Annotated in this window: 17 protein-coding genes; 6 read left to right on the top strand and 11 right to left on the bottom strand. The window is 66.6% G+C overall.

Features of this window, described 5'->3' with window-relative positions:
- Window positions 1–467, bottom strand: a 467-nt coding sequence (locus ACR2JA_RS00635) for an FAD-dependent oxidoreductase (protein ID WP_434007205.1), incomplete at its 3' end; no start/stop codon positions are given.
- Between the two features lie 232 nt (window positions 468–699).
- On the opposite strand from ACR2JA_RS00635, the gene ACR2JA_RS00630 reads away from it, so the two are divergent.
- Complete coding sequence (locus ACR2JA_RS00630) at window positions 700–1,290, top strand: NADPH-dependent FMN reductase (RefSeq protein WP_434007204.1); 591 nt, start codon at window positions 700–702, stop codon at window positions 1,288–1,290.
- 5 nt (window positions 1,291–1,295) lie between these two features.
- Entirely contained in the window at window positions 1,296–1,550 is a 255-nt protein-coding gene (locus ACR2JA_RS00625; protein WP_434007203.1) for a YkgJ family cysteine cluster protein, read from the top strand.
- A gap of 166 nt (window positions 1,551–1,716) precedes the next feature.
- Here ACR2JA_RS00625 and ACR2JA_RS00620 read toward each other — a convergent pair whose 3' ends face one another.
- From ACR2JA_RS00620 to ACR2JA_RS00610, 3 genes are read right to left on the bottom strand one after another with little or no spacing between them, the layout of a single operon-like run.
- Window positions 1,717–2,289 carry a YceI family protein gene (locus ACR2JA_RS00620; RefSeq protein ID WP_434007202.1) on the bottom strand — a complete coding sequence of 191 codons (573 nt, stop codon included), beginning with the start codon at window positions 2,287–2,289 and terminating at the stop codon, window positions 1,717–1,719.
- Window positions 2,290–2,335: 46 nt separating this feature from the next.
- Window positions 2,336–2,911 (bottom strand): YceI family protein, encoded by a 576-nt coding sequence (locus ACR2JA_RS00615; RefSeq protein WP_434007201.1) that lies wholly within the window; start codon window positions 2,909–2,911, stop codon window positions 2,336–2,338.
- Window positions 2,912–2,930: 19 nt separating this feature from the next.
- Entirely contained in the window at window positions 2,931–3,485 is a 555-nt protein-coding gene (locus tag ACR2JA_RS00610) for a cytochrome b (RefSeq protein ID WP_434007200.1), read from the bottom strand.
- 129 nt (window positions 3,486–3,614) lie between these two features.
- Between ACR2JA_RS00610 and ACR2JA_RS00605 the strand changes: the two genes are divergently transcribed.
- The 3 genes from ACR2JA_RS00605 (at window position 3,615) to ACR2JA_RS00595 (ending at window position 5,542) form a co-directional block, all read left to right on the top strand.
- Window positions 3,615–4,262: a Crp/Fnr family transcriptional regulator gene (locus ACR2JA_RS00605; RefSeq protein WP_434007199.1), complete on the top strand. Its 648-nt coding sequence runs from the start codon at window positions 3,615–3,617 to the stop codon at window positions 4,260–4,262.
- Between the two features lie 116 nt (window positions 4,263–4,378).
- Entirely contained in the window at window positions 4,379–4,570 is a 192-nt protein-coding gene (locus ACR2JA_RS00600; RefSeq protein WP_434007198.1) for a YgaP family membrane protein, read from the top strand.
- Window positions 4,571–4,768: 198 nt separating this feature from the next.
- Window positions 4,769–5,542 carry a class II aldolase/adducin family protein gene (locus ACR2JA_RS00595; RefSeq protein ID WP_434007197.1) on the top strand — a complete coding sequence of 258 codons (774 nt, stop codon included), beginning with the start codon at window positions 4,769–4,771 and terminating at the stop codon, window positions 5,540–5,542.
- A gap of 18 nt (window positions 5,543–5,560) precedes the next feature.
- Here ACR2JA_RS00595 and ACR2JA_RS00590 read toward each other — a convergent pair whose 3' ends face one another.
- Entirely contained in the window at window positions 5,561–6,313 is a 753-nt protein-coding gene (locus ACR2JA_RS00590) for a hypothetical protein (RefSeq protein WP_434007196.1), read from the bottom strand.
- Window positions 6,314–6,527: 214 nt separating this feature from the next.
- Here ACR2JA_RS00590 and ACR2JA_RS00585 point away from each other — a divergent pair, with 214 nt between their 5' ends.
- Window positions 6,528–7,439: a porin gene (locus ACR2JA_RS00585; protein ID WP_434007195.1), complete on the top strand. Its 912-nt coding sequence runs from the start codon at window positions 6,528–6,530 to the stop codon at window positions 7,437–7,439.
- A 69-nt stretch (window positions 7,440–7,508) separates the two neighbouring features.
- Here ACR2JA_RS00585 and ACR2JA_RS00580 read toward each other — a convergent pair whose 3' ends face one another.
- The 6 genes from ACR2JA_RS00580 to ACR2JA_RS00555 all read right to left on the bottom strand — a co-directional run bounded on the left by ACR2JA_RS00580 (window position 7,509) and on the right by ACR2JA_RS00555 (window position 14,057).
- Window positions 7,509–8,846 carry a type III glutamate--ammonia ligase gene (locus ACR2JA_RS00580; RefSeq protein ID WP_434007194.1) on the bottom strand — a complete coding sequence of 446 codons (1,338 nt, stop codon included), beginning with the start codon at window positions 8,844–8,846 and terminating at the stop codon, window positions 7,509–7,511.
- Between the two features lie 55 nt (window positions 8,847–8,901).
- Entirely contained in the window at window positions 8,902–10,188 is a 1,287-nt protein-coding gene (gene gabT, locus ACR2JA_RS00575) for a 4-aminobutyrate--2-oxoglutarate transaminase (protein ID WP_434007207.1), read from the bottom strand.
- Window positions 10,189–10,350: 162 nt separating this feature from the next.
- Window positions 10,351–11,841 carry an aldehyde dehydrogenase gene (locus tag ACR2JA_RS00570; RefSeq protein WP_434007193.1) on the bottom strand — a complete coding sequence of 497 codons (1,491 nt, stop codon included), beginning with the start codon at window positions 11,839–11,841 and terminating at the stop codon, window positions 10,351–10,353.
- A gap of 154 nt (window positions 11,842–11,995) precedes the next feature.
- Window positions 11,996–12,856 (bottom strand): ABC transporter permease, encoded by an 861-nt coding sequence (locus ACR2JA_RS00565; protein ID WP_434007192.1) that lies wholly within the window; start codon window positions 12,854–12,856, stop codon window positions 11,996–11,998.
- A 12-nt stretch (window positions 12,857–12,868) separates the two neighbouring features.
- Window positions 12,869–13,783 (bottom strand): ABC transporter permease, encoded by a 915-nt coding sequence (locus tag ACR2JA_RS00560; protein WP_434007191.1) that lies wholly within the window; start codon window positions 13,781–13,783, stop codon window positions 12,869–12,871.
- Window positions 13,784–13,922: 139 nt separating this feature from the next.
- Window positions 13,923–14,057: a hypothetical protein gene (locus tag ACR2JA_RS00555; RefSeq protein WP_434007206.1), complete on the bottom strand. Its 135-nt coding sequence runs from the start codon at window positions 14,055–14,057 to the stop codon at window positions 13,923–13,925.
- Window positions 14,058–14,067 lie beyond the last annotated feature (10 nt).

Genomic DNA, 14,067 nt, shown 5'->3' with positions numbered 1-14,067 from the left:
CCCGCCGTCAGCACCACGGTGCGGCTGCGGAAGCGGATGCCGACCTGCGTCACCGCGCCGACCACGCGATCGCCCTCCACCATCAGATCGTCCACCGCCTGCTGGAACAGCCAGAGGTTGGGCTGGTTCTCCAGCATGCGTCGGATGGCCGCCTTGTACAGGATGCGGTCGGCCTGGGCGCGGGTGGCGCGCACGGCGGGGCCCTTGCTGCTGTTGAGGATGCGGAACTGGATGCCGCCCTCGTCCGTGGCCAGCGCCATCGCCCCGCCCAGCGCGTCCACCTCTTTGACCAGGTGGCCCTTGCCGATGCCGCCGATGCTGGGGTTGCAGCTCATCTGGCCCAGCGTCTCGATGTTGTGGGTGAGCAGCAGCGTGGCGCAGCCCATGCGCGCGGCGGCGAGCGCGGCTTCGGTGCCGGCATGGCCACCGCCGACGACGATGACGTCAAATTCCTGTGGGTACAACATATGTCTAGAGCGCCTGAAGGCCGCGACCATCCCGGCCGGCCGATGACAATGCATGTTTCACGTGAAACAGCGGCTGCGGGCCGGCCCCGGCCCGCGCGAAGCCGGTATTGTCCTAGATTGAACACCCTCTTGTGCCCTGCCCTGGCTTCTCCCCGCGGGTGACGCGACCGCCAAGCATGGTCGAAAGCCCCAAGCAGGATGCCCGCACCGGCTGGCTGACACAATCGGCCGCATGACCAACCCCACCCCCCTCCTCGTCTTCGCGGGCAGCATGCGCGCCCAGTCCTTCAACCGCAAGCTGGCCACCGCGGCCGCCGAAATCGGCCGGGAAGCTGGCGCGGCCGTCACGCACATCGAACTCGCCGACTTCGACGTGCCGCTCTACAACGCCGACCTGGAAGCCCAGGGCACGCCGCGCGACGTGGTGCGGCTGAAGGAAATCTTCCACGCACACCCGGCCTGGATCGTCTGCTCGCCCGAATACAACGGCAGCTACACCGGGCTGATGAAAAACACCATCGACTGGGTCTCCAGCCCCATCAAGGGCGACCCGGTCTGGTCCAGCGGCACCAAGCCCTTCGCCGGCAAGGTGGTGGGCCTGCTGGCGGCCTCGCCCGGCGCACTGGGCGGCCTGCGCAGCCTCGGCCACCTGGCCCCGCTGCTGATGAACCTGCAGTGCTGGGTATCGCCCAGGCAGTTCGCCCTGGCCAAGGCCGGCGAGGCGTTCACGCCCGAAGGACAACTCACCGCCGAGCCGGCGCGCGAAAACGTGCGAGCAGTGGTCGATCAGGTGCTGTGGGCCGCGCGGCGGTTCCAGGGCTGAGCGGTTTGGACTGCCGCCCCCGCTGCGCCGCCTGCTGCATCGCACCGTCCATCAGCAGCCCGATGCCGGGGCTGCCCGGCGGCAAACCGGCGGGCATGAGATGTCCACACCTCGACGAGGCCTTGCGCTGCCGGTTGTTCGGCTTGCCCGAGCGCCCGGCGGTGTGCGGATCGCTGCCGCCCAGCCGGGAGATGTGTGGCGACACACGGGAGCACGCGATGCTGTTTCTGGCGCACCTCGAACAAGCCACCCGACCATGACAAAGGCCCGCAACCGCGGGCCTTTGTCATGGGGGTCGCACGACACCTGGCCGTTTCCGGCGCGAAGTGTCTGAAACCAGTCGCACCGCGGACCTGGCTCCGCCAGTCCGCAGGTGCGGTCCCCCCGCGCAGCAGGGGGGAAGCCGCGTCAGCGGCGCAGGGGGGCTTACTGTTTCACCGCCTCGACCTGCAGCACCAGGCGAACGTTCTTCGGGAAGCCCCAGTCCACGCCGTAGTTCACGCCAAACGCGGTGCGGTCGATGGTGGCTTCGAAGTCGCCGCCGCAGACTTCGCGCTTGAGCATGGGGCTGTCGTAGCAGTTGAACTGGGTGGCCTTCAGGGTCACGGGCTGGGTCTTGCCAGCGATGGTCAGGTTGCCTTCCACGGCCGACACATTGTCGCCGTTGAAGACGAACTTGCTGGAGACGAACTGGGCCTTGGGAAACTTCTCGGCGTTCAGGATCTCGGCGCTTTGCAGGTGCTTGTCGAACATGGCGGTGCCGGTGTTCACCGAGGCGATGTCGATGCTGATGTCAACCTTGCCGGTCTTGGCGGCCTTGTCGAAGCTGACCTTGCCTTCCTTCTTGTCGAAGCGGGCGCGGTTGGTCGTGGTGCCGAAGTGGCCGATTTCGAAGGTCGCGAAGGTGTGCGTCGGGTCGATCGCGTATTCGGCGGCCTGGGCGATGCCAGCGGTGGACAGAACGGCCGCAGCGGCCAGCAGGGACAGGGACTTGCGCATGGTTGAACTCCTGGATTGAGGTTGGAAAGGGAAAAGAGAAACGAAATCAGAGCTTGGGAACGCCGGTCAGGGCGATCTTGAACTTCACCTGCACCTCGTCGGCGACCATCGAGGTGTCGGCCCACTCCTTCTCGCCCACGCGGAAGGTCAGGCGCTTGATCGGGAAGGCACCGCTGGCGACGGTGATGGCGCCGCTACCGGAGCCGGTCTGCGCCAGCGTCACCGGCACAACCACATCGCTGCTCACACCCTTGATGGCCAGCTTGCCGGCCACTTCGTATCGGGTGGCGTCCAGCTTCTTGATGCTGCTGGACGTGAAGGTGGCCTTGGGAAAGGCCGCCACGTTGAACCACAGCGGCTTGACCACCTCGGCATTGGCCTCGCGGCCGATGTCGGCGCTGCCGGTGTCCACGCTGAAAGCGATCTTGCTGGTGGCCAGCTTGGCCGGGTCGAACGCCACCTGGGCGCTGAACGTCTTGAACCTGCCGTCCACCGGCACGCCCATCTGGCGGCTGGTGAACGTGACCTCGCTCTGCGCGGGGACAATGGCCTGCTGCGCCTGGGCGGCCAGCGGGGAAAGACTCGCGGCGACCAGCGCCAGGGACAACCAACGGGTGTTCATGAAAAGACTCCTGGAAAATTCAGCGGCCGAAACCCATGCGTTGCATGAGCCCGTCGCGATCAACGACCTGATGCTTGAGCGCACCGGCCACGTGCAGCAGCACCAGTCCGGCCATGGCGAAAGCGGACAGCTCGTGCAGCTCCTTGAGCACATCGGCCAGGCCTTCGCTCACCGGCACAAAGTCCGGCAGGGGCAGCAGGCCAAACAGCACCACGGGGAAACCGGCCGCCGAGCTGTAAGCCCAGCCGGTCAGCGGCACCGCAAAAAACAGGGCGTACAGCGCCACATGCGTGGCGTGGTGGGCCAGCTTCTGCCAGCCGGGCATGGTCGATGCGACAGCGTCCGGCAAAGCCGGCGGCGGGGACAGCAGGCGGGTGAGCAGGCGCACGGCCGAGAAAGCCAGCACCAGCACGCCCGCCCACTTGTGCCAGCTGTAGTACTGCAGGCGCGCCGGCGAGAACGGCAGGTCGGACATGTACAGACCCAGCGCAAAGTTGCCGACGATGCCCAGCGCCAGCAACCAGTGCAGGGCGCGGGCCAGGGGGTGGTAACGGGTGACAGCAGCAGATGACATAGCGCCAGTTTAGGCAGCCCCCACCGGCGGCAGGGTGAAGCTGCTTGAAGTTTGCATTCAAATGATTCGAACGAACTTCAACCATTCGTTCGGATCACGCGCCCGTCCAGCGGCTCCTACAATGGCTTCATGAACAACCCCGTGCCGCCCGAACTGCTCGCGCTCTACCCCGTGCTGGGCGCCTTGCCGGCACTGCTGCCCGGGCTGGCGCCGGTGTCGGTGCCGGCGGGCACCCAGCTGTTCCGCGAGGCCGATGCCTGCCAGGGCTTCCCGCTGGTGCTGCGGGGCGAGGTCAAGGTCTCGCGCAGCGCGGCCAACGGCCGCGAGCTGGAGCTGTACCGCGTGGCGCCGGGCGAAATGTGCCTCGTGTCCTCGGCCAGCCTGTTCGCCGAGCAGCCGCTCTCGGCGCGCGGCGTGGCCACCAGCGACACCATGCTGTGCCTGCTGGCGCCACCCCAGTTCCGGGCCGCACTGGCCGACCCAGGCTTTCGGCACTACGTGCTGGGTCTGTTCGCCGCCCGCATGGCCGATCTCACCGGGTTGATCGAGGCCATCGCCTTCCAGAAGCTCGACAGCCGGCTGGCCGCCGCCCTGCTCGGCCACGGCACCACGCTCAAGACCACGCACCAGGCACTGGCCGACGAGCTGGGCACGGTGCGCGAAATCGTCAGCCGCCTGCTGCACCGCTTCGAACGCGACGGACTGGTCGAACTCTCGCGCGAGAGCATCACCATCCGCGACAGCGCCCGCCTGCGCGCGGTGGCGGCCGGCGGCTGAACACGGCAGCGGCACGCTGTGTGACCACGGTCACATACAGGGCCTGGCGATGGCGTTTCAATACGCCCATGTTCCGCCCGACGGACATGTGTTCCCACCCTCACCAGGAGATTTTCATGACCAAGAACGTTGGCGGCGTTGACCGCACCATCCGCATCGCTGCCGGCCTGGCCCTGATCGCCGCCGCCGCCACCGGCACCATCGGCGTCTGGGGCTACATCGGTATCGTGCCCCTGGCCACCGGCCTGATGGGCTGGTGCCCGCCGTACGCCATCCTGGGCTTCAACACCTGCAGCATGAAGAAGTAAGGCTCCCCTGCGCCGCTGCGCGGCTTACCCCCTGAGAGGGGACATCACGTGCGGCCCGGCCAAGCCGGTTCCGCCGTGATCGCTGAACCCAAGCGCTTCGCGCCGGCCAGGTTGTCTGGCAAGAGACAGCGCCTCGCCCCTCTGCGCGCGACCATGTCGCTCCAGCCGCTCGCCCCGACGCGGCGCAGGAGACACGGCATGCTCAACACCCCCTCGCTCAAAGACGTGGTCAGCGCCGAAGAGTGGCAATTGCGCTGCGACCTCGCGGCCTGCTACCGGCTGGTGGCCGCCTACGGCTGGTCCGACCTGGTCTTCACCCACATCAGCGCCAAGCTGCCCGACAGCGTCACCGGCGGAGAGCACCAGTTCCTGATCAACCCCTACGGGCTGATGTTCGACGAGATCACGGCGTCCAGCCTGGTCAAGGTCGACATGGCCTGCAACAAACTCATCGACTCGCCCTTCCCGGTCAACCCGGCGGGTTTCGTGATCCACAGCGCGGTGCACGAGGCGCGGCCCGAGGCGCAGTGTGTGCTGCACACCCACACCCGCGCGGGTGTGGCGGTCAGCGCGCAGAAGGCCGGCATCCTGCCCATCAGCCAGCAAAGCACCTTCGTGCTGGCATCGCTGGCGTACCACGACTACGAAGGCGTGGCCTTCCGCCCCGACGAGAAGCCGCGCCTGCAGGCCGCCCTGGGTGCGGCCAACTACCTGGTGCTGCGCAACCACGGCCTGCTCACCGTGGGCAAGAGCATCGCCGACGCCTTCCTGTCGATGTACACGCTGGAAAACACCTGCCGCATCCAGATCGACGCGCTGGCCGGCAGCGGCGAACTCACACCGATCGATCCACGCATCCTCGCGGGCATGGGCGAGGTGATGAAAATCGCCACCGCAGGCCAGGGCGCCCAGCTGGCCTGGCCCGCCCTGCTGCGCAAGGTCGAGCGGCTGGACCCGGGGTACCGGACCTGACACCGCCGCGGCGCACGGTCAGGCGCGCGGTGGCGCTTCCCGCACAAACGCAGCCATGCCGTCGAGCACCGTGCGCAGCCGCTCCAGCTCGCGCGAACGGTCCAGCCGCGACGACCAGGCGGCCATGCGCGACACGCGCTGCAGCCGCGGCAACAGGCGGCGCAGGAACGCCCGCAGGTCGGGCACTTGGTCGCGCGTGGCCGGCGTGTCGGCGTAAGCGCTGAGCACCGCCTGCACCGCCTGGGGTCCTTGCAATTGCAGGTAACGCGTGAGCGACAGGATCAGCTGCAGTGCGTCGTAGATCTGAACCGTGGCCAGCGGCATGCCTGGCTGCAAGCGCTCTTCAAAATCCAGGCGGGCAAAGTGCTGCCCGTCCCAGGTCATGTTGCGTGTCTGTGCCCCGCCATGCCAATGCCCGCGCGCGTGAAACGCGGCCAGATCGGCCGCAGCAGCGCACATGAGCGACAGGCGCTCGGCCGCCGGCGTGACGTGCAAACAATGGTCCAGCGTGGTACCGATGTCCCCCGACACCAGGCTGTGACCATCGAACGCGAGCACCGGCGGCACGCGCTCGCCGGCAGCGGCCAGGGCCAGCAGGCGGTCGTGCTCGTACGCCAGCAAGGTCCGGCCATTGGTCTGGCGCGCTGCGGCCCAAGGGACCGGCACGCCCACCAAGTGAGCGAACAGCCAGACGCCCAGCGATTTGCGCAGGCTGCGCAAAGGCCGGTCGGCGGTCTTGGTCCAGGTTTTGGCGGGGGATTGAGCGGTCAAAGCCTGCGGATTATGAAGACCATGGCCGCCCCTCCGCGGATCCTGATGCACCTCGATCGCCATAAACCCACGTCAATTGTTGCAAAAATGTATCAATTTCTGGACCATTGGGGGAGCAGTCGACCAGCGACAGCCTCGGGTTTCCATCTAGTCGATATAGTTAAATAGTGCGTATGGAACGCCCGCCTCATCAACCCAACTACACCAATCCATCATGAAAAAGTCCCTGATTGCTCTGGCAGCCCTCGGCGCCATGTCCGCCGCATCCGCCCAGTCCAGCCTGAACCTCTACGGCATCGCCGACGTGGTGATCCACAAGGACAAAGGTGTCGCTGCCAAGATGACCAGCGGTGGTGTCAGCAGCAGCCGCATCGGCTTCAAGGGCACAGAGGACCTCGGCGGCGGCCTGAAAGCCAACTTCCTGCTGGAAAAGGGCGTCGATTTGACCAGCGGCGCAGCAGCTGGCTTTGACCGCCAGTCTTATGTGGGCCTGAGCAACCAGTTCGGCGAAGTGCGCCTGGGTGGTGTTTACACCGCTTACGACGATGTGGCCGCCGCGACCAGCCCGGTGTTTGACTCGGTGTTGTCGCCCACCAAGTTCCTGCCGACGCTGAACGACTACAACTACAAGCCTGACGGCAACATTTACTACGCCTCGCCGGACTTCGGTGGTTTCAGCGGCGCGGCCAGCACCAGCCTCAAGCAAAAGCCCGGCAACAAGGCCACCGCCTTCCACGTCAAGTATGAAGGCGGCCCGGTGTACGTGAGCTTGGGCTACCAGCGCGATAGCGCCAGTGGTTCAAGCACTACCTTCACACGCCTGAACGGTTCGTACGACCTGGGCGTTGCCAAGATTCTGGCGGGCTACGGCGTTGAAAAGGACGTGTCCAAGGATCTGACCCTGGGTGTTGACGTCCCCCTGTCGGCCAACCTGACCCTGTCGGCTGGCTACGCACGCGCCAAGCTGGACGCTGGTGGTACCGCCACGGGCTTTGGCCTGGCAGCCGCCTACTCGCTGTCCAAGCGCACCACGGTTTACGGTGGTCTGCGGAACGACAACGTCGATGCTGTGACCCTGGGTGGCGTGGATTCGCGCGTCGGCTTCGGTCTGAAGCACACGTTCTGATGCTGGCGGCTTCGGCCGCTGTCAGCGAACACAAGGCCACTGCATGCAGTGGCCTTTTTCATGGGCGGCTCAACTTGCGTCGGCGTAACGCCGCAGCTCCCAGTCGCTCACCTGCTGCGCGTAGGCGTCCCACTCTGCGCGCTTGAGCAACCAGAACTGTTCGCAGAACGCGGCGCCCACGTCGTCGCACAGGATGGCATCGGACCGCAGCGCGGCAAGGGCGTCGTGCAGGTCGCGCGGCAGGCGCGGAGGCATGGCCTGGCCGCTGGCCTGGCGCTGGTACAGGTCTTCGTCGCAGGGCGGCTCGGGGGACAGCCCGCGGTCGATGCCGTCCATCCCGGCGGCCAGCGTGGCGGCCAGCGCCGCGTACACGTTGCATGACGGGTCGGGCAGGCGCCATTCGATGCGCCCCGCCACCGTGCGCACAAGGCAGGTGCGGTTGTTGTCGCCCACCGTCTTCCACACCGGCGACCAGGTCGTGCCGGACGCGCTGGCACTGCTGGCCAGACGCTTGTAGCTGTTGACGGTGGGCGCGCAGAGCGCGGCCAGGGCGTCGGCATGGTGCAACAGGCCGGCAGCGAACTGGTGCCCGGCAAGGCTCAGGCCGAGCGCACCTGCCGGATCGGCCATCACCGCCGCTCCCTGCGCATCGGTCAGGCTGAGGTGAAAATGCAGGCCGCTGCCTGGCGCGCCCGCCAGTGGCTTGGGCATGCAGCTGAAGGTGCTGCCGTGAGCCTGCGCCACCGCGTGCGCGGTCAGCTTGAAGAGCTGGTAGCGGTCGGCCGCGGCCAGCGCCTCGTCGAAGCGGTAGTTGATCTCGTACTGACCCGTGGCGTCTTCATGGTCCATCTGCTGCAGCTCGAAGCCCAATGCCGTGAGATGGCGCCGCATGTCGTCCAGAAAGCCGTGGTTGCGCACGATGGCCTGGAGGTCGTAAGACGGTTTGTCCAGCCGGTCCTCGCCGTCGGCCACGCCCCAGCGCCCGTCATTGCCCCGGCGCAGCAGGAAGAACTCGGGCTCGATGCCCACGTGTAACGTCCAGCCGCGCTCGCGCAGCCGGGCCAGCTGGCGCTGCAGCAGCTGGCGCGAACAGGTCTCCAGCGGCTCGCCGCCCGCAAAACCGTCGCACACCGCATGGGCCACGCCCGGCAACCAGGGCAGCGGTCGCAGGCTCTCGGGCACCACACGGCCGAAGTATTCGCTGCGCGCCCCCATGCGTGGCAGGCCGGTGCCCCAGATGCTGGGGCCCGCAAAGCCGGCCCCCACCGCCACCGCGTCGGGCAGCCCTTCGAGCGGCAGCAGCTTGCCCTTGGGCACGCCGTGCAGGTCGGTGAAGGTGGCCATCACCGTGTGGACGCCCTGCTCGCGCAGGGTCTGGATGCGTTGTTCGAGGCTGGGCTGGGCCATGCGGATTCCAGGCAACAAAAAGCCGGGCGAGCCCGGCTGGTGTGAAGAGGCTTGATCAGGACAAGGCGTCGGCCAGAGCGGCGTCGAGCACGCCCAGCGCCTCGGTGAACACGCTGTCTTCGATGGTGAGCGGGAACAGGAAGCGGATCACGTTGCCGTACACGCCGCAGGTCAGCAGCAGCAGGCCACGCTTCAAGGCCGCGGCCTGGATCTTCTTGGTGGTGTCCGCGTCGGGCGCGCCGGCAGCGTCCACGAACTCGGCCGCCACCATGGCGCCCAGGCCGCGCACGTCGACGATGCGTGGCTGCTTCGCCTGGTGGGCCTTGAGGTGCGCGACCAGCCGATCGCCGAGGATCTGCGCGCGCTCGGGCAGTTTTTCCTCGGCCATCACATCCAGCACCGCGTGCGATGCGGCAATGGCCAGCGGGTTGCCCGCATAGGTGCCACCCAGGCCCCCGGGCGATGGCGCGTCCATCACCGCCTGCCGCCCCGATACGGCCGACAGCGTGGTGCCGCCGGCCATGCTCTTGGCCATGGTGATCAGGTCCGGCTTGGCGCCGTAGTGCTCCATCGCAAACATCTTGCCGGTGCGCGCGAAGCCGGTCTGCACCTCGTCGGCGATCAGCAAGATGCCGTGCTGGTCGCACAGCTGGCGCAGCCACAGCACGGCTTCCTGCTGGATCGGGTTGAAGCCGCCCTCGCCCTGCACCGGCTCGAAGACGATGGCCGCCACGCGGCTGGGCTCGATGTCGCACTTGAACACGTGTTCCATCGCCTTCTTCGTGTCCTCGAGCGAACTGCAGTGACAGGGGAAAGGCACGTGGTAGATCTCGGGCGGGAACGGGCCGAAGCCGGCCTTGTAGGGCTGGACCTTGCCGGTCAGCGCCACCGCGAACAGGCTGCGACCGTGGAAGGCGGCGCCGAAGGCGATGACCCCACTGCGGCCGGTGGACGAGCGCGCGATCTTGATGGCGTTCTCGATCGCCTCGGCACCGGTCGAGAAGAAGGCCGTCTTGGCCGGGCCTTCGATGGGCACGATGGCGTTGATGCGCTCGGCCAGTGCAACGTATTCGGTGTAGGGCACGACCTGGTAGCAGCTGTGGGTGAAACGCTGCAGCTGCGCCGCGATCGCCGCCTGCACCTTGGGGTGCACGTGGCCGGTGTTGAGCACCGCGATGCCGCCCGCGAAGTCGATGAAGCGCCGCCCCTCGATGTCCCAGAACTCGGCGTTCTTCGCACGCTCGATGAAAAAGTCCCCCATCACGCCCACGCCTCGCGGCGTGGCCGCCTGCCGGCGCGCGTGCCAGGCAGCGTTGGTGTGGTCGGTCTTGATGTCGTTCATGGCGTTCATCACAGTCTCCAAAGAATGCGCCCAGTCGGCGCGAGGTGTCTGATCCAGGGGCACCGCGGAACGGGCTTTGCCCGGCCGCCAGTGCCGTCCCCCCTCCAAGCGGCGCAGCCGCGCCAGAGAGGGGGGAAGCCGCGTCAGCGGCGCAGGGGGGTGTTACACAGGACTGTCGATCCTGATCCACGTGGTTTTGCACTCGGTGTACTTGTCGAACGCGTGCAGCGACTTGTCGCGCCCCACCCCGCTCTGCTTGAAGCCACCGAAGGGCACGGTGATGTCGTCCTCGTCGTACGAGTTCACGTGCACCGTGCCCGCGCGCAGCGCGCGCGCCACGCCGTGCGCCTTGTTGATGTCGCGGGTCCAGACGGCGGCCTGCAGGCCGTAGATGTTGGCGTTGGCCTGCTTGACCACGTCGGCCGCGTCGGTGAACGACAGCACCGACAGCACCGGCCCGAAGATCTCTTCGCGCGCAATCGTCATGCTGTTGGTCACGCCGTCGAAGATGGTGGGCTGCACGTAGCAGCCGCCGGCCACCGGCGCCACGCGTTCGCCGCCGGCCAGCAGCTTCGCACCCTCGCTCTGGCCCAGGCCGATGTAGCGCATCACGTTGTCCAGCTGCACCTGGTCGACGATGGCGCCCATGACGGTGTTCTTGTCCAGCGGGTTGGCCGGCTGGTAGTTGGGCACCAGCTTCAAGGCCTTTTCCAGGAAGGCGTCCTTGATGCTCGCTTCAACGAACAGGCGCGAAGGCGCGTTGCAGCTCTCGCCCTGGTTGAAGAAGATGCTGCCCACCGAGGCCTCAACCGCCTTGTCCAGGTCCGGGCAGTCGGCGAACACGATGTTGGGCGACTTGCCGCCCAGCTCGGTCCAGGCGCGCTTGAGGTTGCTCTGCCCGGCCATCACATGGATCTGCTTGCCCACGCGGGTGCTGCCGGTGAAGGCGATGCAGTCCACGTCCATGTGCAGCGCCAGCGGGCTGCCGGCCTCGGGGCCGTAACCGGGCACGACGTTGAACACGCCAGCCGGGATGCCAGCTTCCAGCGCCAGCTCGGCCAGCTTGAGCGCGGTCAGCGGGCTCTTCTCCGACGGCTTGAGCACCACCGAATTGCCCGCCGCCAGCGCCGGCGCGATCTTCCACGCGGCCATGATCATGGGGTAGTTCCAGGGCACGATCACGCCGACCACGCCCACCGGCTCGCGGGTGATCAGGGCCAGCGCGGTGTCGGGCGTGGGTGCGATCTCGTCGTAGACCTTGTCCACCGCCTCGCCGTACCAGCGCACGCAGTTGGCCGCGCTGTTCACGTCCACGCCCTTGGCGTACTTGACGGGCTTGCCCATGTCCAGCGACTCGGTCAGGGCCAGCAGGTCGCCGTTGGCCTGGATCAGCTCGGCGAACTTGATCAGGATGCGCTTGCGGATGGCCGGTGCCTTGCCAGCCCAGCGGCGGTCTTCGAACGCGGCGCGGGCGACGGCCACGGCGGCGTCGATGTCGCTCTGGCCGCAGCGCGCCACCTGGGTCAGCAGGCGGCCGTCGACCGGCGAAATGCAGTCGAAGGTCTGGCCGTCGCGGGCGGCGACGCGTTCACCGTTGATGACGGCGCGGCCGTCGAAAGAAACGCTGGAAGCAAGGGTCGAAGTGACGGACATGGGCACGGATCTCCACATTGAATTGGCCCCATGCTACGCCGGATTCCATGGATTTGATCGATCCACTTTCCCGTGCACACGAGCGTCCAGTGGTCTGAAACGGGCATAAAAAAGCAGGCCCAAGGGCCTGCTTCGCTGTGCGGTCTGTCGCGGCTCACTTCACCGTGGACAGGGCCGCCAATTCGGCGCGCGTGGCCGCCGCAATCTCCCGCTCGCGCTGGCGCGTCTGCCGCGCCACCCACACGCTGTAGGCCACGATGACGATGGTCACGGTGACGATCAGCAGAGTGGCCGCGGCGTAAATGGTCGGGTTGATCCCGCGGCGCGCGTAGCCGAAGATCACCTGCGGCAGCGTGGAGACGCCGGGGCCGGAGAGGAATTCGGAGATCACCACGTCGTCAAACGAGAGCGTGAAACTCAGCAGGAAGGCCGCCAGGATGGCCTGGAAGATGTTGGGCAGCGTGATGAGGAAGAACACCTCGTGGGGGCGGGCCCCCAGATCCATGGCGGCTTCTTCGATGCTGCGGTTCATCTCCATCAACCGGCTCAGGATCACCACCATGCCGTAGGCCATGCCCAGCAGGGTGTGGCCCAGGATGATGGTCAGCATGCCGCGCTCGGGCCAGCCGAACACGTTCTGCGCACCCACCATCAGCAGCAGCAGCGACAGGCCGATCACCACCTCGGGCATCACCAGGGGCGCGTTGACCATGCCCGAGAACACCGTGCGGCCCAGGAACTTGCGGTAACGCACCAGCACGAAGGCGGCGAAGGTGCCCAGCACAGCCGACAGCACGCCCGTCACGGTGGCCACCTTCACCGACAGCCAGAAGCCCTCGACGATCTTGGTGTCGCGCGTGAGCGCCTCGTACCAGCGCAGCGAGAAGCCGGTGAAGTTCGCGTCCTGCCGTGTGCTGTTGAAGCTGAACACGATCATGAAGAACAGCGGCAGGTACAGGAACAGGTAGGTCAGGGCCATCCAGCCCTTGCCGAAGTGTTTTTCGAGGAATCGCATGGTGTCCTCCGTTCAGCGCTTGTCGGCCTGTTCGCCGGTGTAGTGGTAGTAGATCGCCAGCGGCACGATGATGAGCAGGATCATCACCACCGCCAGCGCCGAGGCGCGCGGCCAGTTGTTGCTGGTGAACATCTCGTCCCAGACCACGCGGCCGATCATGATGTTCTCCGGACCGCCCAGCAGCGAGGGGATCACGAACTCGCCCAGCGCCGGGATGAACACCAGCATGAAGCCGGCGATGATGCCGGCCTTGGACAGCGGGACCGTCACCAGCCAGAAGGCCTTGAACGGCGTGGTGCCCAGGTCGTACGCGGCTTCGAGCAGGCGGAAGTCCATCTTCACCAGGTTGGCGTACAGCGGCAGCACCATGAAGGGCAGGTACACGTAGGTCATGCCCACCAGCATGGACACGTTGGTGTAGAGCATGAGGATGGGCTCGTCGATGATGCCCACCCACATCAACACCTTGTTGACCACACCCTGGTCGGCCAGGATGCCCTTCCAGGCGTAGACGCGCAGCAGGAACGAGGTCCAGAACGGCAGCATCACCATCATCAGCAAAGCCGGGCGCACCGCCGCCGGCGAGCGGGCGATGAAGTAGGCGAACGGGTAGCCAATGCCAAGGCACAGCAAGGCGGTGAGCAGCGCGTACCAGATCGAGCGCAGGTAGGCCTCGATGTAGATGGTCTTGAACAGGGCGCCACCTTCACCGTCGCGGAAGATGGTCCAGTAGTTCTCGTACTTGAGCGCGAGGATGCCCGTCTCCGGGTCCCAGATCGGCTTGAACGGGTTGATGCTCTCGCCCTGGTCCACGAAGCTGATGTACAGCAGGATCAGGAAGGGCAGGAAGAAGAAGACGAACAGCCAGACATAGGGCACGCCGATGACGAAGCGCTTGCCTGGAACCGGTAGCGAGGATGAAGACACGTCCTGCTCCTTAACAAAGAAATGTGGCCGAGAAGGGACTCAAGTCGAGGATGCGGTGGACCCGGCTCTGCCGGGCCACACGCATCGCCCCCCTCCGGGGGGTGACGCCAAAGGCGGCGCGGGGGGAGACTGACATGTGTCAGTCCCTCAACACCACCGCATCCAAGTCATCCCACCAGAAAAACACATCGTCTTCCCAGGTGATGTCCAGCAGCTCGTGGCGCGAGCCGTTGGGCTCGGTGATCTTGACCTTGGTGCCCTGCGGCGTGACCACGATGTAGGTG

The sequence above is a fragment of the Hydrogenophaga sp. genome (assembly GCF_051007235.1).
GTDB lineage: Bacteria > Pseudomonadota > Gammaproteobacteria > Burkholderiales > Burkholderiaceae_C > Hydrogenophaga.
This window is presented reverse-complemented; position numbering and strand designations above follow the sequence as displayed.